20 protein-coding genes and 3 pseudogenes are annotated in these 22,010 nt (G+C 73.5%); 14 read left to right on the top strand and 9 right to left on the bottom strand.

Annotation, left to right across the window (positions count from 1 at the left end; translation table 11 throughout):
- Positions 1 to 364 precede the first annotated feature (364 nt).
- Positions 365 to 994, bottom strand: a complete 630-nt coding sequence (locus IE98_RS0138265; protein WP_078661639.1) for a substrate-binding domain-containing protein — start codon at positions 992 to 994, stop codon at positions 365 to 367.
- On the opposite strand from IE98_RS0138265, the gene ligK reads away from it, so the two are divergent.
- The 6 genes and pseudogenes from ligK (at position 993) to IE98_RS0138240 (ending at position 5,980) form a co-directional block, all read left to right on the top strand.
- The gene (gene ligK / locus IE98_RS0138260) at positions 993 to 1,685 is read left to right on the top strand and encodes a 4-carboxy-4-hydroxy-2-oxoadipate aldolase/oxaloacetate decarboxylase (protein WP_030276898.1); all 693 of its coding nucleotides are present in this window, start codon (positions 993 to 995) and stop codon (positions 1,683 to 1,685) included. The genes IE98_RS0138265 and ligK overlap by 2 nt on opposite strands.
- Positions 1,686 to 1,687: 2 nt before the next feature.
- Positions 1,688 to 2,602 carry an amidohydrolase family protein gene (locus IE98_RS0138255; protein WP_030276897.1) on the top strand — a complete coding sequence of 305 codons (915 nt, stop codon included), beginning with the start codon at positions 1,688 to 1,690 and terminating at the stop codon, positions 2,600 to 2,602.
- 73 nt (positions 2,603 to 2,675) lie between these two features.
- Positions 2,676 to 3,983, top strand: a complete 1,308-nt coding sequence (ligA, locus tag IE98_RS0138250; protein ID WP_030276896.1) for a protocatechuate 4,5-dioxygenase subunit alpha — start codon at positions 2,676 to 2,678, stop codon at positions 3,981 to 3,983.
- A gap of 1 nt (position 3,984) precedes the next feature.
- A pseudogene (locus IE98_RS51550) lies at positions 3,985 to 4,302 on the top strand (Gfo/Idh/MocA family protein); the annotation flags it as partial.
- Between the two features lie 208 nt (positions 4,303 to 4,510).
- Positions 4,511 to 4,960 (top strand): hypothetical protein, encoded by a 450-nt coding sequence (locus IE98_RS51545; RefSeq protein ID WP_324605838.1) that lies wholly within the window; start codon positions 4,511 to 4,513, stop codon positions 4,958 to 4,960.
- Positions 4,961 to 4,996: 36 nt separating this feature from the next.
- Positions 4,997 to 5,980, top strand: a complete 984-nt coding sequence (locus IE98_RS0138240) for an aldo/keto reductase (protein ID WP_043176105.1) — start codon at positions 4,997 to 4,999, stop codon at positions 5,978 to 5,980.
- An 18-nt stretch (positions 5,981 to 5,998) separates the two neighbouring features.
- Here the strand turns inward: IE98_RS0138240 and IE98_RS0138235 are convergent, their stop codons facing one another.
- On the bottom strand, positions 5,999 to 6,982 hold the full coding sequence (locus tag IE98_RS0138235; RefSeq protein ID WP_030276894.1) for a site-specific integrase: 984 nt from the start codon (positions 6,980 to 6,982) through the stop codon (positions 5,999 to 6,001).
- 278 nt (positions 6,983 to 7,260) lie between these two features.
- On the opposite strand from IE98_RS0138235, the gene IE98_RS0138230 reads away from it, so the two are divergent.
- A complete protein-coding gene (locus IE98_RS0138230) occupies positions 7,261 to 8,616 on the top strand; it encodes a GH1 family beta-glucosidase (protein WP_030276893.1) in 1,356 nt (451 codons plus the stop codon).
- Positions 8,617 to 8,888: 272 nt separating this feature from the next.
- Positions 8,889 to 9,620: a hypothetical protein gene (locus IE98_RS51540; protein ID WP_030276892.1), complete on the top strand. Its 732-nt coding sequence runs from the start codon at positions 8,889 to 8,891 to the stop codon at positions 9,618 to 9,620.
- 32 nt (positions 9,621 to 9,652) lie between these two features.
- Here IE98_RS51540 and IE98_RS52735 read toward each other — a convergent pair.
- Positions 9,653 to 9,733 (bottom strand): annotated as a pseudogene (locus IE98_RS52735) (hypothetical protein); the annotation flags it as partial.
- Between the two features lie 353 nt (positions 9,734 to 10,086).
- Between IE98_RS52735 and IE98_RS0138220 the strand changes: the two are divergent.
- The 3 genes from IE98_RS0138220 to IE98_RS0138210 are packed head-to-tail and all read left to right on the top strand — an operon-like array spanning position 10,087 to position 12,775.
- A complete protein-coding gene (locus IE98_RS0138220) occupies positions 10,087 to 10,920 on the top strand; it encodes a CPBP family intramembrane glutamic endopeptidase (protein ID WP_030276890.1) in 834 nt (277 codons plus the stop codon).
- The gene (locus IE98_RS0138215; protein WP_030276888.1) at positions 10,920 to 12,119 is read left to right on the top strand and encodes a sensor histidine kinase; all 1,200 of its coding nucleotides are present in this window, start codon (positions 10,920 to 10,922) and stop codon (positions 12,117 to 12,119) included. The genes IE98_RS0138220 and IE98_RS0138215 overlap by 1 nt, the downstream gene beginning before the upstream one ends.
- Positions 12,116 to 12,775: a response regulator gene (locus IE98_RS0138210; protein ID WP_030276887.1), complete on the top strand. Its 660-nt coding sequence runs from the start codon at positions 12,116 to 12,118 to the stop codon at positions 12,773 to 12,775. The genes IE98_RS0138215 and IE98_RS0138210 overlap by 4 nt, the downstream gene beginning before the upstream one ends.
- Before the next feature lie 94 nt (positions 12,776 to 12,869).
- Here IE98_RS0138210 and IE98_RS0138205 read toward each other — a convergent pair whose 3' ends face one another.
- The 4 genes from IE98_RS0138205 to IE98_RS0138190 all read right to left on the bottom strand — a co-directional run bounded on the left by IE98_RS0138205 (position 12,870) and on the right by IE98_RS0138190 (position 18,199).
- Entirely contained in the window at positions 12,870 to 13,274 is a 405-nt protein-coding gene (locus tag IE98_RS0138205) for a hypothetical protein (RefSeq protein ID WP_030276885.1), read from the bottom strand.
- Between the two features lie 57 nt (positions 13,275 to 13,331).
- Positions 13,332 to 16,223: an AfsR/SARP family transcriptional regulator gene (locus IE98_RS52130; RefSeq protein WP_267882389.1), complete on the bottom strand. Its 2,892-nt coding sequence runs from the start codon at positions 16,221 to 16,223 to the stop codon at positions 13,332 to 13,334.
- A gap of 274 nt (positions 16,224 to 16,497) precedes the next feature.
- Positions 16,498 to 16,758: a hypothetical protein gene (locus tag IE98_RS0138195; RefSeq protein WP_030276881.1), complete on the bottom strand. Its 261-nt coding sequence runs from the start codon at positions 16,756 to 16,758 to the stop codon at positions 16,498 to 16,500.
- 133 nt (positions 16,759 to 16,891) lie between these two features.
- Positions 16,892 to 18,199, bottom strand: coding sequence for a BTAD domain-containing putative transcriptional regulator (locus IE98_RS0138190; RefSeq protein WP_234443847.1), 1,308 nt, complete (start codon positions 18,197 to 18,199; stop codon positions 16,892 to 16,894).
- A gap of 366 nt (positions 18,200 to 18,565) precedes the next feature.
- On the opposite strand from IE98_RS0138190, the pseudogene IE98_RS48640 reads away from it, so the two are divergent.
- The 3 genes and pseudogenes from IE98_RS48640 to IE98_RS0138180 all read left to right on the top strand — a co-directional run.
- Positions 18,566 to 18,694, top strand: a pseudogene (locus tag IE98_RS48640) (family 1 glycosylhydrolase); the annotation flags it as partial.
- 268 nt (positions 18,695 to 18,962) lie between these two features.
- On the top strand, positions 18,963 to 19,217 hold the full coding sequence (locus IE98_RS0138185; RefSeq protein ID WP_030276877.1) for a hypothetical protein: 255 nt from the start codon (positions 18,963 to 18,965) through the stop codon (positions 19,215 to 19,217).
- Positions 19,218 to 19,230: 13 nt separating this feature from the next.
- Positions 19,231 to 20,355: an SPFH domain-containing protein gene (locus tag IE98_RS0138180; RefSeq protein WP_052391504.1), complete on the top strand. Its 1,125-nt coding sequence runs from the start codon at positions 19,231 to 19,233 to the stop codon at positions 20,353 to 20,355.
- A 272-nt stretch (positions 20,356 to 20,627) separates the two neighbouring features.
- Here IE98_RS0138180 and IE98_RS0138175 read toward each other — a convergent pair whose 3' ends face one another.
- Both IE98_RS0138175 and IE98_RS0138170 read right to left on the bottom strand, forming a co-directional pair.
- Complete coding sequence (locus IE98_RS0138175; RefSeq protein WP_052391503.1) at positions 20,628 to 20,984, bottom strand: hypothetical protein; 357 nt, start codon at positions 20,982 to 20,984, stop codon at positions 20,628 to 20,630.
- A 95-nt stretch (positions 20,985 to 21,079) separates the two neighbouring features.
- A partial coding sequence (locus IE98_RS0138170) for a cytochrome c oxidase subunit I (protein ID WP_043176101.1) occupies positions 21,080 to 22,010 on the bottom strand: 931 nt, incomplete at its 5' end.

Below are 22,010 nucleotides of genomic sequence, written 5' to 3'. Positions count from 1 at the left end.
CCGCACCGGCTCCGCCCCTTCCGGGCCGCAGCGGCTACCGGACGCCGGTGAGCATCACGGTCTCCGTCCGGTCGCCGCAGCGCGTTCGGCCGGGATGCGCGGCCGAAGGCTGCTGCCGGCCCGGCCCGGCAGCAGCCCGGCGAGCCGTACATCGTCCACGGCATCCCGAGCCGGGAGAAGCCCGGCCGGAACAGCGTGTGGACGAGCGCGGTCGGGACCACCGACGCGGTGACCGCGGCGGCGGAGGACGCCAGGAAGAGGACGCTCCAGCCGCGCAGCAGGACGGCCAGCAGCACACCGGCCGCCCCGAGCGCCACCCGCCCTACGCTACGGGACCGCATCCGGTCCCCGGCGGAGGCGCGGGTCAGGGGCGGGCCGGCCGCATGCCCCCGGCGCGGGCGATCCGCGACGCGGCGTCGGAGCCGAGCAGGTCGAGGACCTCGGTGGCGCGGTGCGGCTCGGCGGAGGCCACCAGCACGGCCCCGCCGAAGGTCGAGCTGATCGCGGCGTCGCCCGGCAGCGGGCCGACCACGACGACGCCGGGCAGGCCCGTCAGTTCGCTCTGCTGCTGGAAGGCCAGGTCCGCCCCGCCCGCGGCGAGCAGGCTGCCGACCGGGACCCCCGGCGGCGTCTGGACGAGCCGGTGGCCGATCCGCCCGGCGAGGCCCAGCCGGGCGGTCAGCTCGACCAGTGCCGTACCGCTGGGCCCCGTCGAGTAGGCGATCCGTTCCGCGGCCAGCAGGGCGGCTTGCAGGTCCGACTCCGAGTCGAGGGCCGGGACGGGCGACCCCGCCGGCACCGCCGCCACGACCTGGGACGCCCACAGCGGCCGGACCGTGCCCGGCACCAGGTGCCCCTCGGCCGCCAGCTTCACCGGTGCGTCCTCGGCGAGCACGAGCACGTCCGCCGGCACCCCCTCGCGCACCCGCCGGGCGACCCCCACGCCGCTGCCCGCCGTGCCGCATCCGGCCGCTGACCCCGGGAGAACGACCATGGAACACACCGAGATCGGCGTCGTCCGCACCGCGATCACCCGCGCCGAGCCCGAGGCCGTCGCCGCCCTGTCGGCCTTCGGCGTGGCGACCGTCCACGAGGCGATGGGCCGGGTCGGCCTGATGCGCCCCTACCTGCGCCCGGCCTACCCGAAGGCGCGGCTGTGCGGGACGGCGGTCACCGTGCTGCTGCAGCCCGGCGACAACTGGATGCTGCACGTCGCCGCCGAGCAGATCCGCGAGGGCGACGTCGTGGTCGCGGCCTGCACCACCGAGAGCGAGGACGGCTTCTTCGGCGAACTGCTCGCCACCTCCTTCCGCGCCCGCGGTGCCGCCGGGCTGGTCATCGACGGTGGAGTGCGCGACGCGGCGGACCTGGAGGCGATGGACTTCCCGGTCTTCGCGCGGGCGGTCAACGCCAAGGGCACGGTCAAGGCCACCCTCGGCTCGGTCAACGTGCCGGTGGTCTGCGCCAACGCCCTCGTCCGGCCCGGCGACGTCGTGCTCGCGGACGCCGACGGGGTCGTGGTCGTGCCGCGCGAGCGTGCCGCGGAGGTCGCCGAGGCCTCGGCGAAGCGCGAGGCGAACGAGGAGGACAAGCGCTCCCGGTTCCGCGCCGGCGAACTCGGCCTGGACATGTACGGCATGCGCGGCCCGCTGGCCGCACTCGGCCTCCGCTACGAGGACCGGTGACCATGAGCTTCGAGAAGACCCCCGGCTGGCTGGACTGGTACGCCGACCCGAGCCGCCCGCAGTTCCGGCTGCCCGCGGGCGCCGTCGACGCGCACTGCCACGTCTTCGGCCCGGGCGCCGAGTTCCCGTACGCACCCGAGCGGAAGTACAGCCCCTGCGACGCGTCCAAGGACCAACTCTTCGCACTGCGGGACCGGTTGGGCTTCGCCCGGAACGTCGTCGTGCAGGCGACCTGCCACGGCGCCGACAACCGCGCCATGGCCGACGCGCTGCGCGCCTCGGGCGGGCTGGCCCGCGGGGTCGCCACCGTGCGGCCCGGGATCGCGGACGAGGAGCTGCGCGAGCTGCACGAGGCCGGCGTCCGCGGCGTGCGGTTCAACTTCGTCAAGCGGCTCGTCGACGCCGCCCCGCAGCAGGACCTGCTCGACGTCGCCGAGCGGATCGCCCCGTACGGCTGGCACGTCGTCGTCTACTTCGAGGCCGCCGACCTCGCCGGGCTGCGGGACTTCCTGCTCTCGATCCCGGTGCCGCTGGTCGTCGACCACATGGGCCGGCCCGACGTCACCGAGGACCCGCACGGCCCCGCGTTCGAGGCCTTCCTCGACCTCCTGCGGGCCCGGCCCGACATCTGGTGCAAGGTCACCTGCCCGGAACGGCTGTCGGTGAGCGGCCCGCCCGCCCTCGACGGCGAACAGCGGGCGTACCGCGACGTCGTGCCGTTCGCCCGGCGCGTGGTCGAGGAGTTCCCCGACCGGGTGCTCTGGGGCACCGACTGGCCGCACCCCAACCTCACCGGCCACATGCCCGACGACGGCCTGCTGGTCGACCTCCTCCCGCACATCGCACCGACCCCCGAGCTGCAGCACAGGCTGCTCGTCGCCAACCCGATGCGCCTCTACTGGCCGGACACCGACTGACCCGGAAGCCGACCGACCCGGAGCCGACCGACCCCCGCTGCCCCCTCACCGCACGACACGATTGGAGACCGGCATGTCGCTGGACAAGACCTACCGGCTGGTCCCGGGGACGACGATCTTCGACGCCGAGCAGTCCGCCAAGGGGTACCACCTCAACCAGTTCTGCATGTCGCTGATGACCGCGGAGAACCGCGCGAGCTACCTCGCCGACGAACGCGCCTACCTGGACGCCTGGCCGCTGCGCGAGGAGCAGAAGCAGGCCCTGCTCGACCGCGACCTCAACGCCGCGATGCGCGAGGGCGGCAACATCTACTTCCTCGCCAAGTGGGGTGCGACGCTGGGGCTCTCGTTCCAGCAGATGGCGGGCTCGATGACCGGCATGACCGAGCAGGAGTACCGCGACATGATGCTCGCGGGCGGCCGCTCCGTCGACGGCAACCGGATCGACCACGCCGTCCTGGAGGCCGCCCACGCCGACCCCGCGCCGCCGGCCGAGCACGCCGTCGTCACCGCCGCCGTCTTCACCTCCCACGTGCCGGCGATCGGCGCGGCGATGGACCACCACAAGACCGAAGAGCCCTACTGGAAACCGGTCTTCGACGGCTACGAGCACTCCCGGCAGTGGGCCCGGGAGAACCGCCCCGACGTGGTCTTCCTGGTCTACAACGACCACGCCACCGCCTTCGACCAGTCGCTGATCCCGACCTTCGTCCTCGGCGCCGGCGCCGCCTACCCCACCGCCGACGAGGGCTACGGCCCCCGACCCGTCCCCGGCATCGAGGGCGACCCGGACCTCGCCGCGCACATCGCCCACTCGCTGATCCGGGACGACTTCGACCTCACCCTGGTCAACGAGATGACCGTCGACCACGGCCTCACCGTCCCGCTGCCGCTGATGTTCGGCGACGTCGACGCCTGGCCGTGCAAGGTGATCCCGTTCCACGTCAACGTGGTGCAGTACCCGGTGCCCTCCGGCGAGCGGTGCTTCAACCTCGGCCGGGCACTGCGCCGGGCGATCGAGTCCTACGGCCGACCGCTCAACGTCCAGGTGTGGGGCACCGGCGGCATGAGCCACCAGCTGCAGGGCCCCCGCGCCGGCCTCATCAACCGTGCCTGGGACAACGCCTTCCTCGACCGGCTGGTCGACGACCCGGCCGGCCTCGCGCAACTCCCGCACCTGGACTACGTCGAGCAGGCCGGCAGCGAGGGCATCGAGCTCGTCATGTGGCTGATCGCCCGCGGGGCGATGAGCGACGTCGACGGCGGCGGCGAGGTCGAGACCAAGCACCGCTTCTACCACGTGCCGGCGTCCAACACCGCCGTCGGCCACCTGATCCTGGAGAACCACCCGCGGGCCGAGGCGCCCGCCACGGAGGAGTGACATGACCGACCAGCAGCCCGTCCGGATCGCCCTGGCCGGAGGCGGCGCCTTCGGTGCGAAGCACGCCGCCGCCCTGCGCCGGATCGACGGCGTCGAGGTGACCGCCGTCGTCAGCAGCACCCCGGAGCGCGCCCGGGCGTTCGCCGCCGAGCAGGGCATCGGCCGCGGCGTCGCCGGCTTCGACGAGGTGCTCGCCGCCGACGACGTCGACGCCGTCATCCTGGCTACCCCCACCCCGATGCACGCCGAGCAGACCGTCGCCTGCCTGGAGGCGGGCAAGCACGTTCAGACCGAGATCCCGCTGGCCGACTCCCTCACCGACGCCGAGGCCTGCCTGGCCGCCCAGCAGCGCACCGGACTCGTCGCCATGGCCGGCCACACCCGGCGCTTCAACCCCAGCCACCAGTGGGTCCGGCAGCGGATCACGGCCGGGGAGTACCGCATCCAGCAGATGGACGTGCAGACCTACTTCTTCCGCCGCGAGAACCTCAACGCCCTGGGCCGGCAGCGCTCCTGGGACGGACCACCTGCTCTGGCACCACGCCGCCCACACCGTCGACCTGTTCGCCCACCAGACCGGCTCGCCCATCGTGCAGGCCAACGCGATCCAGGGCCCGATCCACCCCGTCCTCGGCATCGCGATGGACATGTCGATCCAGCTGCGCGCGGAGAGCGGCGCCATCTGCACCCTCTCGCTCTCCTTCAACAACGACGGCCCGCTCGGCACCTTCTTCCGCTACATCGGAGACACCGGCACCTACCTCGCCCGCTACGACGACCTGTTCACCGGCAAGGACGAGCCGATCGACGTCAGCGGCGTCGACATCTCCACCGACGGCATCGAGCTGCAGGACCGCGAGTTCGTCGCCGCCATCCGCGAAGGCCGCGAACCCAACGCCTCGCTCGCCCAGGTGCTGCCCTGCTACCGCACCCTGGCCGCCCTCGAACAGCAGCTCGACGCTGCCCGGGCCTCGTGACGGCGACGCCCACGGCCCGGCCGCGGACCCCGCCGGATCGGGCCCCTCGAGGTCCCGGCGGTCGGCCTGGGCTGCATGAACCTCAGCCACGCCTACGGAGTTCCGCCCGGGCCGCAGGCCGCCGAACACCTGCTGCGCACCGCCGTGGAGGAGGGCGTCACCCTCTTCGACACCGCCGCCCTCTGCGGATTCGGTGCCAACGAGGACCTGCTCGGCCGCGTCCTCGCCGCGCACCGGGACCGGATCGTGCTGGCCAGCAAGTGCGGCATGACCGGTGTCGACGGGCGGCGCGTCATCGACGGCCGGCCGGAGACCCTCCGCCGCACCGCCGACGAGGCGCTCGCCCGGCTCCGCACCGACACCATCGACCTCTACTACCTGCACCGGGTCGACCGGCAGGTCCCGGTGGAGGAGAGCACCGGTGCGATGGCGGAGCTCGTCGCGGCCGGGAAGGTCCGGGCGGTGGGACTCTCCGAGGCGTCCGCGGCGACACTGCGCCGGGCCCATGCCGTGCACCCGATCGCCGCGCTGCAGAACGAGTACAGCCTGTGGTCGCGCAACCCCGAGCAGGGCACCCTGGCGGCGGCCGGTGAACTCGGCGTCGCCCTGGTGGCGTTCAGCCCGCTGGCCCGCGGCTTCCTCACCTCGGCGCCGCCCGACCCCGGCGCGCTCCCCGAGCGGGACATCCGCCGGCAGATGCCCCGCTTCGAGGCCCGGCACTACCCCGCCAACCTCGAACTCCGGCGCAGGCTCGACGGGATCGCCGGGGCCGCCGGCTGCACCCTCTCCCAACTGGCGCTGGCCTGGGTGCTCTCGCGGGCGCCGCACGTCCTGGCGATCCCCGGGACGCGGTCCGTCGCGCACCTGCGGGAGAACCTCGCCGTGCTCGACCTCGCCGTGCCCGCCGAGGCCCTGGACGCCGCGGGGGCGGTGCTCGACTCCGCCACCGTGCACGGGGCGCGCTACAACGAGGCGACCCTGGCCGAGATCGACACCGAGCGCTGCGGGGCGGCCGGTTGACGCCCAGGGCGCCGGCTTTCACCCTGCCGGTTCGTCACCGGTTCGGTCGGTGCGGCGCAGGACGGTGCCACCGGCGAGGTCGGCCGGTTCCAGGTCGATCGCGCGGCGGAGCTGTTCCATCCGGGCGGGCATCGGCTCCCAGCCGGGTTCGCCGGCCATGTCGAGGTTCAGGCTGCGGATCTCGCGGACGTAGGCCCGGGCCAGGCCGCGGAAGTGCAGCGGCAGGCCGGGCCGGGCGCGGCCGCTGGGGGAGACGCTCACCCACAGGGCGTCGGTGGTCTCGTTCTTCGGGTCGGCGGGCTTCGCCGCGTCGCGCACCACCAGGTGGCCGCGGGCCTTCAGCCAGTTCCGCAGCGCGGCCCGGGTGGGGCCGGAGAGCGCGACGGTCTCGGTGACCGGTTCGGCCGCCAGGTCGCGGTGCTGGGGGAGGCGGGTGACGCGGATCCGGCCACCGTCGGCGTCGACGTCGCCCACCCGCAGGTGGCAGAGCTCGCCCGCGCGGCAGCCGGTGTCCATCACCGTGCCGATGATCGCGAGGATCCGGCTCCGCGCCTCGGACTGGCCGGGCCGGACGGCCCGCTCCAGGTGGCCGAGGAGGATGCTGCGCGGCCGGGCGGCGACGACCGGCCGCAGGCCCCCCTGCCGGGTGCGCGGCGGCAGCGCGACGGCGATTCCGGCACCGGCGCCGAGGATCTGCAGGCAGTCCTCCCGCACCCGCATGGAGGCGGGGGAGGCCTGGTCCGGCCGGGCGGCGGGCTTGCGGCGCAGGAGGCCGCGTTCGGCGGCGCCGAGGTAGGCGGCGAGGGTGTCCGGGGCGAGGAGTTCGGCGAGGGAGGCGGCGGCGGACGAGGGGATCTCCCCGCGCTCCAGGGCGGTGCGGAGTTCGCCGGCGATCCAGCGCAGCTGCTTGGCCCGGGACGTGCTGGTGGGCGGCTCGCAGGCGCGCTCCACCACGGCGTTCAGCGCCTCGACCGAGGGCGCGGCTTCCGGGACGTCTGCCATGCGGTCACCCTAGTGCGGGAGTCCGACAGGACCGCCGATCCGTGCCGTCGGGTCCGCCGCTCAGTTCATCGGACTGTCCTATTAATAACTGGCCTGAGGCGCGTCGACGGGTCGCCCGGTCGTGCGGGGTGGCCGTCCCTGTCGGCTCCTCGTTCCGGAGTGGTGACCGCCCCTTCGCGCCGGCCGGTACCTGGTGCCCGCAGGGCGCCCCGATTAACATGAGATTGCCTCATGTTCTCGTGATCCCGTCACCGCCCTCGTGAGCAGGAAGTCAGGCCATGCCGAACCGACTCGACCTCCCGTCCGACTTCCGCTGGGGAGCCTCCACCGCCGCGTACCAGATCGAGGGCGCGGTGGACGAGGACGGCCGCGGACCCTCCGTCTGGGACGTGTTCGCCGCCCGTCCGGGCGCCGTCCGGGACGGCCACACCGGCGCCGTGGCCTGCGACCACTACCACCGTTTCCCTGAGGACATCGCCCTGATGCAGGGCCTCGGCCTGGACGGGTACCGCTTCTCGATCGCCTGGCCGCGGATCCGGCCCACCGGCGACGGCCCGGTCAACCCGGCCGGCCTCGACTTCTACGACCGCCTGGTCGACGGACTGCTCGCGGGTGGGATCACCCCGCTGCCGACCCTCTTCCACTGGGACCTCCCGCAGGCCCTGGAGGACGGCGGTGGCTGGCTGAACCGCGACACCGCACACCGCTTCGCCGAGTACGCGGAGGCGGTCGCGGACCGGCTCGGCGACCGGGTGCCCGCCTGGATCACCATCAACGAGCCCTTCGTGCACATGGTCTACGGCTACGCCCTCGGCATCCACGCCCCCGGCCGGGCACTGATGCTCGACGCGCTGCCCGCGGCCCACCACCAACTGCTCGGCCACGGACTGGCCGCCGCGGTGCTGCGCGAGCGCGGCCTCCAGGTGATGATCGCCAACAACCTCACCCCGGTCCGTCCGGCCGGCGACGACCCCGCCGACATCGAGGCCGCCACCGCCTACGACGCCCTGCACAACCGGCTGTTCACCGACCCGCTGCTGCTCGGCCGGTACCCCGACCTGTCGGCCTTCGGCCTCGACGAGGACCTCGGCGGTGTCGTCCGGCCCGGCGACCTGAAGCTCATCTCCGCCCCCGGCCTCGACGGCCTCGGCGTCAACTACTACAACCCCACCCGGATCGCCGCCCCCACCGATCCCGGCCTCCCCTTCTCCGAAGCCCCGATCGAGGGCGTCCCCCGCACCGCCTTCGACTGGCCGGTCGTCCCCGACGGTCTGCGCGAACTCCTCGTCGGCCTGCGGGACCGGTACGGCGCCGCCCTCCCGCCCGTCACCGTCACCGAGAACGGCTGCTCTGTCACCGACGCGCCGGGCCCGGACGGCACCGTCGACGACCCCGAGCGCATCTCCTACCTCGCCGGCCACCTCGACGCCCTCGCCGCCGCGGTGGCCGAAGGCGTCGACGTCCGCGGCTACTACACCTGGTCCCTCCTCGACAACTACGAGTGGGCCGAGGGCTACCACCAGCGCTTCGGCCTCGTCCACGTCGACTTCGGGACGCAGAAGCGCACCCCGAAGGCGTCGTACGCGTGGTACCGCGACCTGATCGCCGCCCATCGGGCCGATCGCCTGCGGTAGTCGGCCTCCGGTCGCCGCGGAACGGATGGCCGCTCGGCAGCGGCCGAGAGGCTGTCCGGACGGCGCGGCCTGCAGCAGCTGCGCCCCCGACACTGCGCAAGGGACAGGGTGTTCAACAAGTCCGGCCGCCACCGCCGACGGTTCCGGCTGCCCACGCCCACCTCGCCGGGAGGCCGCGTCGGCTGTCCGGCGCGTGCTCGCTTCCGACACGCCGCTGCCGGCGGCGGCGAACCCGCTTGCCGCGATGTGCCGTGAGCCGCCACGATCGGCGGATGTTCGAACTGCTGCCGGGGATCGGAGTCCATCTGCCGGACGGTGCGGGAACGCTCCGCTTCGGAATGGACGGTGTCGCCACGCGGAGGACCTTGGCCGGCCTCGGCCAGGTCCGGAGTCCGGGGGGCCCCGGCGCGACGTGGATCTTCACCGTCCAGTGGGGCGATCTCGAACTGACCGCCTGCGCGAGGGGTGACCGGCACGACCCGGAACCCGGCGACCTGCTGATGGCGTACGTCGTGCTGAGCCGGGCCGGGCACCCGCGGCGGCCGATTCCCGGCCGGGGCGTGGTCGGACGCGGTGCGCCGGGGCCCGCGTGGCGCGGTCCGGCCGCAGTCCCTGTCGTACTCGACGACATCGACCTGTTCGGCCACCCGGCGGCCGAAGTGCTGGAGGCGCTCGGAGACGACCGGTACCCGGAGCTCCGCTTCCAGACCGCCGTGCCGGGCGGCTATCTCCCCGGGGTCTCGTTCCAGGCCGAGCCACCGCCCGGGACCGGCGCGCACGCTGCGGCCGGCACCAGCATGCCGGACCTCGCCTGCTACGAGGACATGTGGACCACCGGGCGGCACGACTGGCAGCTCGAGCGGACGAGCAGCGGCTACCGGATCGTCATGAAGGGCGACCCGCCGATGGACCTGCTGATGTGCCACGACGCGCTGGCGGATCGGATCGCTGCCAACATGCTCGCGGCCGGTGTCGAGATCGTGGCCGGGCATCCGGCCTCGTAGGGCGGGCCGAACACGAAGTGGTGGACGGGCGGCTGCGAGTGCCCGCCGAGGAGGTCCGCGAGCGACCCGGTGCCGTCCGCGGTCCCGAAACGGTGGCCCTTCTCGACCGGCACCCGTTGCGGTGCGTGGTCACCCGCAGGGACAGCCGACAGTGCCTGCCACCGGCCAACCGGCTACCCGTCCAGCCGCGCATCCACCGTACGGGCGCGGCGGCGGGCCGGAGCAGCGCTTCCCGTCCACGCCCGGCAGCCGACGCCCACCGGGGTCGGGCGGATCGTCCGCAGGTTTTGCCGCGGGCGGCCGATGGGGGAGTGGCCGGGGTTCTGTCCCCCGTGAGAGCTACGTGCAGGTGTCCTCTGTGAGGTGACGATTCCCCATCACCGTTTCCCTAGCGTTCAGTTCAACCGCGGCGTCTCGGTCGCGGACCGGACGGGGAACCGGAAACGGAACCGAAGAAGGAGTCGTCATGAAGCTGGTGTGGCAGATCCTGGCCGTGGTCCTGGCCTGTGCGGTCGGCGGTCAAGGTGCCACCGCGGTCCAGGGCGACCCGTGGCTGTCGCTCCTCTGGGGCAGCTTGACGGTCGTGCTCTCGGTGCTCGTCTACCGATGGGTCGTGGGGCGTAGCGAGCGGCGCCCGGTCACGGAGCTGGCCCGCGAGGGGGCGTCCGGGGCACTCCTGCGGGGCCTGGTGGTCGGGGTCGCGATGTTCGGAGCCGTCATTGCGAACATCTACGTCCTCGGGGACTACACGGTCCACGGCTTCGGCTCGCCGACCGGGGCGATCGGGCTGGTCGGCTTCATGGCGGGCGCCGCCGTCACGGAGGAACTGATGTACCGCGGCCTGCTCTTCCGGCTCGTGGAGCGCGGCCTCGGAACGTACATCGCGCTGGCCCTGTCCGGCACCGTGTTCGGTGCGTCCCACCTGCTCAACAAGGACGCCACCCTGCTGGGCGGCGTCGCCATCGCCATCGAGGCCGGCGGCATGCTCGCCGCCGCGTACGCCGCCACCCGCTCCCTGTGGCTGCCGATCGGCCTGCACTTCGGCTGGAACTTCGCGGAGTCCGGCATCTTCGGCACCGAGGTGTCGGGCAACGGCGACACGCACGGACTGCTGGACGCCTCGACGTCGGGAGCCACGCTGATCACCGGCGGCGAGTTCGGCCCGGAGGCCAGCGTGTTCGCGACGCTGTTCGGCGCGCTGCTCATGGTCGTCTTCCTGCGGCTGGCCCGTCGGCGCGGCCACATCGTCCCCCGCCGGCGTGCCGAGCGCGTCGACGCCCTCGCTACACTCGCCCGGTGATGAGCCTTCAGGGGGCCGGTCGGGTGTGGCGCCGGTTCGACGTCACCCTCCGCGACCTCCCTCTCGGGACGCTGTTCCTGGTCGCGTCGTTCCTGCCGGGACTGCGCGGCCACGGGACGCAGGTCGGGGACCTGCCGACCCGCCCCTTCGACGCGCTGGCCGTCGTGGCGCTCGCGCTCGAATGCCTCTCCCTCGTGGTGCGCCGGCGGTGGCCGGTCATCTGCCTCGGGCTGGTGGCGTGCGGCTTCGCCCTCGACCAGTTGTGCGGCTACCACTCGGCCGCCGGGACCGCCCTGCCCGTCGCGCTGATCAGTGCCGGCTTCCATCTGGAACGGCGCCGGCGCACCACCGTGGTCCTTCTGTCCGTGGCGTACGTGCCCCTGGCGATCGCGCTCGCCCGGCTCGGTTCGGGCGGCGAGACGTCGACGGGGTTCGTGACGTTCTACCTGGCGCTCGCCCTGGCCTGGGGAGCGGGGGCGTGGCTGCGTTCCACCCGGGCCGCGGAGGCCGCACGCCGCGAGCGTGTGGCTGCCGAGACCCGTACTGCCGAACGCATCCGCATCGCCCGCGAGTTGCACGACGTGGTGACCCACCACGTGACCGCGATGGTCGTCCAGGCCGAGGCCGCCCGCTACCTGACGGCCGCACCCGAGCGGCTGGAGCAGTCCCTGACCGCCGTCAGCGACACCGGCCGCCGCGCCCTCACCGACCTGCGTCACCTGCTGGACCTGCTCAACCCCGGTCACGGCACCGACCGCGACACCGACCACGGCGTCGGCCCGGCGGAGGCCACGCAGGCCAGGACCCCGGCCGTCGGCAGGGTCCTCACGCTCGTCGAGCAGACCCGCCGGGCCGGACAGCCCGTGGACCTCACCGAGCGGGGCACACCGCCGGCATCGACCGGCAGCGCCGACCTCGTCGCCTACCGGGTGGTGCAGGAGGCACTGACCAACGCCCTCAAGCACGCTCACGGCAGCCGCACTTCCGTGCAGGTGCAGCGCGGCGAGAGGGAGATCACCGTGGAGGTCAGCACGGACGGAACCGGCTCACGCGCCACCGCCGTCGCCGCCGGCGGCGGACGGGGCCTGGCGGGCCTGCGCGAGCGCGTCGACGTCCTGGGCGGCGACTTCAGCGCCGGCTGCGGCCCGGACGGCGGCTTCACCGTCCGGGCGCGCATCCCCGCCGACGGCACCTCGTGAGCGCACCGATCCGGGTCCTGGTCTGCGACGACCAGATGCTGGTCCGCACCGGCCTGGTCACCATCATCGGTGCCCAGCCCGACATGGAGGTGGCGGGCGAGTGCGGAGACGGACGGACCGGGGTCGACCTCGCCCGCAAGGTACGACCCGACGTCGTCGTGATGGACATCCGCATGCCGGTCCTCGACGGTCTCGAAGCCACCCGCCTGCTGGCCGGCGTCGGAGTGCCCCACCCCGTCAAGGTCCTCGTGGTGACCACGTTCAACCTGGACGAGTACGTCTACGAGGCACTGCGCGTCGGCGCCAGCGGCTTCCTCCTCAAGGACGCCCCGCCGGACCGGCTGCTCCACGGCATCAGGACCGTGGCCACCGGCGCGGCCCTCCTCGACCCCGACGTGACACGCCGCCTCGTCGGGCGCTACGCCGCCCGCATCCGCCCCGCCGAGAAGACCCACCGGGACATCCCGCTCACCCCTCGCGAACTGGAGGTGCTCCGCCTCATCGCCGACGGCCTCTCCAACAGCGAGATCGCCGCAGCCCTCGTCATCAGTCCTGAGACCGTCAAGACCTTCGTCTCCCGCATCCTGACCAAACTTCAACTCCGCGACCGGGTCCAGGCAGTCGTCTACGCCTACCGCCACGGCCTGGTCACCTGACGGGCGTCCCGCCCCCGTGGGTGTCGGGGGCGGGACGCGGTGCGGGTTCAGGGCGCGTGGGGGTCGAGGGCGGTGTCGCCTCGCGCCGGGTGGCTCAGTACCAGAGGTCGGGGCTGAGCTGGTAGTCGTAGCCGTTGCCGGGCTGCCAGTAGAAGCGGGCCTCGGCCTTGTAGTCGTGGCCCGGGGTCGGGTTGTTGAGGGTGTAGGTGTAGGAGTACTGGCCGGAGTGGCAGGGGAACGAGGTGGAGAGTGCCTGGCTGCCGGTGGTGTAGTCCCAGATGATGATCTGCTCGGTGCAGTTGTTGCCGCCGAAGTTGGTGGTCACCTGCGCCGACACCTGGCCGCCGCCGGCGCTGATGCAGGTCTGCTTCCAACCCGGGCCGCCGCAGCCGCCGCCGCTCGATGCCGAAGCCGCCCCGGCGCCGGTCAGCGCGATCCCTCCGGCGAGCGCGGTGGTGGCCAGGCCCAGGACGACCCGACGGATTCCCTTGACGGACATGTGCGGTGCCTCCTTGCTTGCCCGGTCCGGTTGACCGGGGCACGACATGAGGTTCGGTCACCGCGATGGACATTCGATGAGCACGCCGAGCAACTGCTCGGTCCCGGCCGCTTCGGCGTCGAGGTTCAGCCGCCGGAAGTGCTCCAGCGCCTGTCGGAGGCAGGCCCCGGCCCGGCTGCGGTGGCCCAGGTCGGCGAGGGCCTGCCCGAGGGTGCGCAGCACGGTGCCCTCCAGCATCCCGCCGACGCGCCGGGCCTGCGGAAGTGCCTCCTCCGCGGCCCGGACGGCGGCCGCCGTCCGCCCGGCCGTGAGGTGGATCCGGGCGATCAGGCCGCCGGTCGCGGCCTGGAAGGCCGGCATGCCGAAGGACCGGAACCGGGCCAGGGCGGCTTCCGCCCGCTCCAGGGCCCGCGCGAGGTCGCCGCAGAGGTGGAGGATGCGGGCCAGGTAGTAGCTCCCGACGGACGAGGAGATGGACACCTCACCACCGGTCAGTTCGGCGCACCGCTCGCCGGCCGCGCGGGCCCGGGCGAGGTGGCCGCACCGTGCGTGGATGTAGCCGAGCTCGCCGAGTGCGAGGCCCTCGGCGGTCTCGTCGTCGAGTTGGTGGAACAGCGACGCGGCCTCTTCGAGTGGACCGGTCGCGGCCTCGAAGTCGCACAGCACCCGCGCGTTCGCCCCGAGCAACTGGAGGACGTTGGCGCGCAGTCGGCGCAGCGCCGCCCCGGCGCACAGCGGCAGGCAGCGGCGGAGCTCCTCGCCCGCCGCCGCGTATGAGCCGGCATGCCAGAGCATGCTGCCGCGGACCGAGCGGGCGAGCGCCTCGGCGTCCCGTTCGCCACGGGCCGGCGCCGCCTCGGCGACCCGGGCCGCCAGCTCGCCGACCGTGGTCGCGTGGTCGCGGCCGAACAGGATCGAGCCCATCTTGTCCGCCAGGTCGGCGGCCTGGGCGAGCGGCAGGGCCGGGTCCTGGCAGGCCCGGAGGATCACCGCCCGGTGGAGGTCGGTCTGGTCGCGCAGCCAGGCGGTGGCCTCCTCGACCGTGCCGAAGGTCCGGCCCGGCGCGGCGGTCTCCGCCGTGATCAGGCTGCGGCGGGTGTGCTCGACGTGGTGCGCGGTCGCCTCGGCGTTGCGGGCGGTGGCCAGACAGAAGCCGAGCAGCCGGGCGTACGCGGCGGAGACCTCCGCCGGGGTGTCCTCGTCGGCGGAGCGCCGGCGGGCGAAGACCCGCAGCAGGTCGTGGAGCCCGTACCGGTCGGCGGCCGGGGAGTTCAGCAGGTTGAGGTCGACCAGGGTCTCCAGGAGCTCGCGGGTGCGTTCCGGAGCGCGGTCGAGCAGTGCCGCGGCCGGGCCCAGGGCGAGCACCGGCGTGTCCGGGAGGGCGAGCAGGCGCAGGGCGCGGGCCTGTGCGGGGTTCAGCCGGGCGTGGGAGAGCGCCAGGACGGGCTCCACCGCCGTGTGGTGGTGGGTGAGTTCGGCGAGTCGGGTCCGTTCGTCGGCCAGGGCGGAGGCGAGGCCGGCCAGGGACTGTGCGGGGTCGGCGGCGAGCCGCGAACCGGCCACCCGTACGGCCAGCGGCAGCAGGCCGCAGGCCGTGACGATCGCGGTGGCGGCCTCAGGTTCGGCCTCGGCCCGGTCGCGACCGGTGACGGTGGCGAGCAGGTCCAGCGCGTCGGCCGGCTCCATCGCGTCGAGATGGAGGTGGTGGGCGCCCGGCAGGCCGGTCAGCCAGACCCGGCTGGTGACCAGGACGGCGCAGGTCCGGGCGCCGGGCAGCAGCGGGGCGGTCTGTTCGGCGGAGGCCGCGTTGTCGAGCAGCACCAGCAGGCGGCGGCCGGCCACGGTGGTGCGGTAGAGCGCGGCGCGCTCGGCCGGGTCGGCCGGGATCTCCCGGTCCGCGACGCCGAGGGCGGTCAGCAGCAGGCCGAGTGCCTCGGCCGGGTCGAGCGGGTCGGCCCGGGTGCCGCGCAGGTCCAGGTGCAGTCGGCCGTCGGGGAAGTGTTCGCGCAGGGCGTGGGCGACGTGCACGGCCAGGCTGGTCTTCCCGGCACCCCCGATTCCGTTGACCGCCGAGATGACCACGGCACCCGGATCGGGCCGGGTGAGTACGGTGGTCAGCTCCGCAACGGCGCTCTGCCGGCCGGTGAAGTCGGAGAGGGGAGCGGGAAGTTGTTCCGGTGCCGGCGAGCGGCCGGAGTCCGTTCCCCGGTCGGGAACGGGCCCGTCGTGGGCCACGGCCGAGCGGCCCACGGGGCGGGTCGCCGTGCCGAGGGTGGGGTCGGCGCGCCGGATCCGTGCGTGCAGCGCGTCGAGCTCACGGCAGTCCAGCCCCTCGGTGCGGTAGTCGCGCCGGGCATCGGCGTACACGGCCCGTGCCTCGGCCGGACGGTCCGCCAGGTGGTACTCCAACATCAGTAGGGCGCGGAACCGCTCGCGGAACGGGTGGGCGAACACGGCCTGGTCGAGCTCGACCAGGCAGGACGGGTTGTCCCCCAGGTCGACGTCGAGGGCGAGCTTGGCCTCCAGCGCGTCCGCCCGGCGTTCGGCCAGGTGGCGGCGGAGCTCGACGGCGTGGCCACCGGGCAGTCCGGCCAGCGGCTCGCCCTCGTGCAGGGCCAGCGCCCGGGTCAACAGGTCACGGGCCCGTGGCCGGTCGGTGGTGCGGAGGTCCTCCGCCCGTGCGACGAGGCGGTCGAAGGCGACGGAGTCCAGTGACTCGGCGGGGACGTCGAGGCGGTAGCCGCCGTCGACGGTGACCAGGAGGTGGTCGGCACGGTGGTTGCGCAGCGTGCGACGCAGCCGGTAGGCGTGGGTGGCCAGGACGGACCTGGGCCGGGCGGGCGGGTTGTCCTCGTCGAAGATGCCCTCGGCGAGGCGGGCGGCGGTCAGCGGCCGCCCCGGGTGGGCGAGCAGCATGGCGAGGAAGGCCTGCTGTTGGCTGCGGCCCAGGTCGAGCCGGTGGTCGCCGACCCGGGCGGTGAGCGGACCGAGCAGGTGGAAGTGCAGGTCCGGCGTGCCGGCGGGTGTGTGTTCGGTGGTGGGTGTGCGTTCGGTGGAGGGTGCGGGCTGGGTGGCGATGACGGCGCTCCCGGAGGCTCGTCGGGCCCCGGGTGGACGGCGCGCCGGGGCTGGCGGAGGGCGGTGGCACGTGGGGGCGCACAGCGGGCTGAGGGCTGGGGGCTGAGGGTCGGGCGCCGGGGCTCAGCGGTTCTCCGTTACCGGGTTACCGGCGGATGGCGTGGGGGCTCTCGGTGGAGTCGGGGCCGGCCGTTCCGGCGGGGCGCCGGCCGTCGACGGAGGTCCGGCCGGGCGGGCGCCGCCGGACGGTGATGTCGCAGGCACGGCCGATCGGGAGGTCCCCGTTGCGCCACGGGGACGGGCCGGCCTGCGGGGTGCCTCCGGTGGCCGGTGTGCCGGTCGCCGCCGTCGCGACGGCGGTGGTGCCGGCCGGCGCGCGGCCGATCCGTGTGACGGTCCCGCTCATCTGTTAGTCCTCTTTCCGTCGTTGGCGATCCCGGGTGGCCCACCTGGTCGGACGGTGGTCGCGGCCACCGACGGGATTCTGTGACGGGCCGGTTGGCGAAGGATGAACGCCCGCATTTATTCGCAGACGGAGCTCATTCACCGGGGTGCGGAAGGAGAGCGGAAATCGGCCAGGCGGGACGGCGCGCCAAGCGGTTCGCGGCCAGCCGCAGGGCACCGGGGTGATGGTCGCACGCAGCGGCCAGGGCCCGCGCCGCGTCCGGTTCCCGGGCGAGGCGCCCGGCGCCCAGGGTGCGGGACAACAGCTCGATCCCCTCGTCGGGCGTCATGCGGCCGACGGTGACGGTGTGTCCACCGGGCAACGGTCGGCCGGCGGTGACGAGGGCCGCGCTTCCGGGTTCGGCCGGCAGCAGCGGGCGGACCTGCTCGGCACCGACGGCGCCGTCGAGCAGCACCAGGACGCGCCGCCCGGCGAGCAACCGGAGGTAGAGCGCGCGCAGGTCGGCGAGGCCCGGCGGGACGGCCGGCTCCTCGACGCCCAGGGCCCGCACGAAGGCGGCCAGGACGGCGGCCGGGTCCGCGAGGGGGACCTTCCCGTTCAGGTCGGCGTGGAGCTGACCGTCGGGATAGCCGGGGGCGAGCCGGTGGGCGGCGTGGACGGCGAGCGCGCTCTTGCCGTAGCCGGGTGGCCCGGTGACGGTGACCCGGCGTGGGCCCGGCGCGGCCAGGGCGGCGGCGAGCTCGGTCAGCAAGGCCGTCCGGCCGGTGAAGTCGGCGAGGTCGGGTGGGAGTTGGAACGGTCGGCGAACCGGCCGGGGGGCCGTCCGGGAGGCCCAGGGCGTCCAGCTCGCCAGGTCCGGGGCCCGGCCGCGGAGGCGTGCCGCCAGAGCCGCCGCCTCGCCGCGGGGGGCCGACCCGGCGAGCAGGGCGAGGGCCCGCTCCCTGTGGCCGGCCCGGGCCAGCGCGAGCGCGTGGGGGACGACGGTGCCCGGCTCCGCCCCGGGTTCCGCCAGGAGCGTCAGTCCGAGTCCGAGTTCGACGTCGAGTTCGAGCCGGGCCTGCCGGGCCTCCTCCCGGCGCCCGGCCAGCATCCGGCGGTCGTGTTCCGCGTACGGGCCCGGCACGCCGTCCAGGGCCACCGGCGCGGACCACCGGCCGAGCGCGGCCGTGAGCAGGGCGTGGGCCCGCTCGGGCTGCCGGTTGCGACGGGCGGCGTTGGCGGCGGCGAGCTCGGCGAGGAACACCGTACGGTCGATGTTCGCCGGGTCCGCGTCCAGCCGGTACGCCTTGCCGACGTGCCGCAGGACACTGCCGCCCTCGGTGGCGCCGTCCTCGTCGGCCAGGGTGTTGCGCAGCCGGTACATGGTGGCGGGCAGCCCTCTCGCCCGGTTCGGCGCCTCGTCACCCTCCTCGCCCCAGACGCCGTCGATGATCTCCGCCACGGGCACCGGCCTCCCGGCACGGGCCAGCAGGACGGCGAGCACCGCGCGGTCCCGAGCCCGGTTCAGCCGCAGCTCCCGATCGCCGCGCCGGGCCCTGAGCGATCCGAGCGTGCTGAAGTGCAGCTCCAGAGGGATCCTCCTTGCGCGACCGAATCCGACATCCGGTCATGTTACGGAGGCGATGGGCGCCGACAAGCGGGCCGGTCGGTATCGCGCCATCGCCCGCCGGGCGCGGCGACCCGTCGGAAGCGGCGCGCGAAGTCGCCGGTCCGGTCGAACCTCTCGACCTCGCCGCCGAACAGCCGGCTTGAAGGAGGGCGGCAGCGTGCCGTCATGGTCTCGCGACAACGACAGCCTGTTCGGCGAGCCGAGGGCCACCACCAGCGCCTCGGCCTCGTCCACGTCGACTTCCGGACGAAGCGGCGCACCCCGAAGGCCTCGTACGCCTGGTACCGGGATCTGATCGTCACTCATCGGGCTTGCCATTCACCGTAGTCGGGCGACGCGTGGGAGGCGGCATCTGCGGCTGTTGACGCCGACCGTGACGGTGTGCGGGTCCCGTCATCATCCACGGGGCAGAGGCAGTCGCACGGTGGGCGGCACACGCCGCGCCTGCGCACCCTGTCGGCAGCGCGAGCGCCGGTGACACCTCGGAGTCGGGCTGATCCAGTACGGTGACCCGGCCGCGCGCCTGCCCGCTGCGGTCGGCTGGTGCTGCGAGGATGGTGGCGCGACGTACGACAGGTGAAAGGGGCGGCCGCCGATGGTGTCGGACGAGGCCGTGATCGGTTGCCCCGGCACGCTGGTGATCGGGACCCGGGGAGCCGCCGGCCCGGGTGAGGTCCTGGTGAGGGTCAGGGGTGGTTCGGAGACCTTCCTGGCCTGGTCGGAGGAGCCTCTGCCCAAGGGAACACCGGTCCTGGTGATCGAATCACGCGGTACTCGCCAGGTCGACGTCATGGAGTGGACCGACCCCGTCGGCGACCCGGGGTCCGACCTTCCCGACGGACCTCGCTGAGGAGGCAACCAGGATGTTCGGTTATCGCGTTCCCGCCCCCGACCAGGCGATGCTGATCTCCGGTGGAAGACGGGGCCTTGCAGGCGCGCCGTTCCGCGTGGTGACCGGGCACGGGACGTTCGTCCTGCAGATCTTCCGCAAGGTCCGCTTCCTGACCCTGGCGATGTGTGAGGCGGAGGTTGCCGAAACCTGCGTCACCAAGCAGGGCATCGCGCTGACGGCGCGGGCGGTGATCGCCTTCAAGGTCGGCAACGACACCGAGAGCATCGTCAACGCCGGCCAGCGCTTCCTCTCCGACCAGGACCAGATGTCCGTGCTGACCGGCCGGATCTTCGCCGGGCACCTGCGCGCCATCATCGGCTCGATGACGGTCGAGGAAATCGTCACCGAGCGGCAGAAGCTCGCAACCGAGGTGCTCGACACCTCGAAGGCCGAGATGGCGAAGATCGGCCTGATCGTCGACTCGCTCCAGATTCAGTCGATCGACGACGGTGACACCGGCTACATCGCCGCGATGTCGGCCCCGCACCGGGCCGCCATCCAGCGCCAGGCCCAGATCGCCCAGGCGCAGGCCACCCAGGCCGCGGCGGAGGCGGAGCAGCAGTCCGCCCGGAAGCAGGCCGAGTACGCCCGGGAGACGGCCGTCGTGAAGGCGCAGTACACCGCCGAGGTGGATCGGGCCCAGGCCCAGGCGGCCCAGGCCGGCCCGCTGGCGCAGGCGCACGCGCAGCAGGAGGTGCTGACGGCGCAGACCGAGTTGGCCCAGCGCGCGGCCGAGCTGCGCCAGCAGCAGCTGGTCGCCGAGGTCGTGAAGCCGGCCGAGGCGGAGGCCGAGCGGATCAGGGTCCTGGCACTGGCCGAGGCGGAGCGGATGAAGATCCAGGCCGAGGCGGCGGCCTCGCACGACCGGGTGGCGCTGGACCGGATGCTGATCGACCAGCTGCCGCAGATCGTCAAGGAGGCGGCCGGTGGGCTCGCGGGCGCCAACGTCAACGTTCTCAACGGCGCCGACGGCTTGGGCGAGATCGCCGCCGGCCTGGTCAGCCAGGGCCTGACGATCCTGGACTCGGTCCGCCGGGGCCTGGGCGCACCGGAGGGCCGCGTCGAACGGGACGGTGAGCCGGCCGGCGGCGAGTGACGGGAACGCCGTCCGTCGTGAGGGGCGGGAGCCATCCCTTCGGGGCCTTGTGGTCCGGTCGTGCGCTGTCCGAGGCCGACGGGCCGACAAGGTGACAGGGTGTTCGACGGGCTGAGGGCCACCACCGGCGCTTCGGCCTGGTTCACGTCGACTTCGGGACGCAGAAACGTACCCCGAAGGCCTCGTACGCCTGGTACCACGACCTGATCACCAGTCATCGAAGCACGAGTTCACGGCAGTCAGGCTGTGGAGCGGACGGTGCCGGCGGTGGATCACTGCCAGGAGCGTGTCACCACCGCGCCGGCGGCCGCTCCCAGGGCCGTGGCGAAGGGGAGCAGGGCGACGAGGCCGAGCCTCAGGCGACGGTACCGGTCCTCGTACTCGCTCCGCAGCTCCCGGCAACGCTGGGCGATGTGGGTGACGGCCTGGCGGGACACCTGCAGACGCTTCTGGGCGTACGCCTCGGCGACCTCCTCGCGCTGCCCGGTCGAGAGCCAGGGGAACAGCTCGGTGAAGGCGGCGGCGTCCCGCTGGGCCGTGGCGATCTCCGCCCGCCACAGCAGGTAGCCCTCCAGCTGTCGCAGGCTGCTGTCGACGATGTCGTCGATGTCGGCTGTGTCTTCGTCCATCACGAACCTCACGGACGGCAGGTGGGTCGGGTGCGCCGTCCTGCGGGACCGTGTTCCCGCAGGACGGCGGTCGTCGGCTTCGCCGGGACCGGTGGTCAGGCACCGTCGCCGGGGCGGGACCCGCGGCGCTGCGGGGTGTCGTACTCGACGGGGGTCACACCGGTGAGGTGCTTGGCGGGCTCGCCGTGGTTGTCGAGGTAGTCGCGGGCGGCGATGTCGGGGTGGTGGAGGTCGAACGCCGGGGATTCGGAGCGGATCCGCGGCAGGGTGAGGAAGTTGTGCCGCGGCGGCGGGCAGGAAGTGGCCCACTCCAGCGAGCGGCCGTAGCCCCACGGGTCGTCCACCTCGACCTTCTCGCCGTACTTGGCGGTCTTCCAGACGTTGTAGAGGAACGGCAGGATCGACAGGCCGAGCAGGAAGGCGCCGACGGTGGAGACGGTGTTCAGCGTGGTGAAGCCGTCGGAGGCGAGGTAGTCGGCGTAGCGGCGGGGCATACCCTCCGCGCCGAGCCAGTGCTGGACGAGGAAGGTGGTCTGGAAGCCGATGAACAGCGTCCAGAAGGTGATCTTGCCGAGCCGTTCGTCGAGCATCTTGCCGGTCATCTTCGGCCACCAGAAGTGGAATCCGCCGAACATGGCGAAGACGACGGTGCCGAACACCACGTAGTGGAAGTGGGCGACGACGAAGTACGAGTCCGAGACGTGGAAGTCGATCGGCGGCGCCGCCAGCAGAACACCCGTCAGGCCGCCGAACAGGAACGTGACCAGGAAGCCGACCACCCAGAGCATCGGGGTCTCGAAGCTGAGCGATCCCTTCCACATGGTGCCGACCCAGTTGAAGAACTTCACCCCGGTCGGCACCGCGATCAGGAAGGTCATGAAGGAGAAGAACGGCAGCAGCACCTGCCCGGTGACGAACATGTGGTGTGCCCACACCGTCACGGACAGACCGGCGATCGCGATGGTGGCCGCGATCAGGCCGGAGTAGCCGAACATCGGCTTGCGGCTGAAGACCGGGACGATCTCC

The organism is Streptomyces sp. NRRL B-24484 (assembly GCF_000717715.1).
GTDB lineage: Bacteria > Actinomycetota > Actinomycetes > Streptomycetales > Streptomycetaceae > Kitasatospora.
Note: the sequence above shows the minus strand (reverse complement) of the source record. Positions and strands in the feature narration are given on the sequence as shown.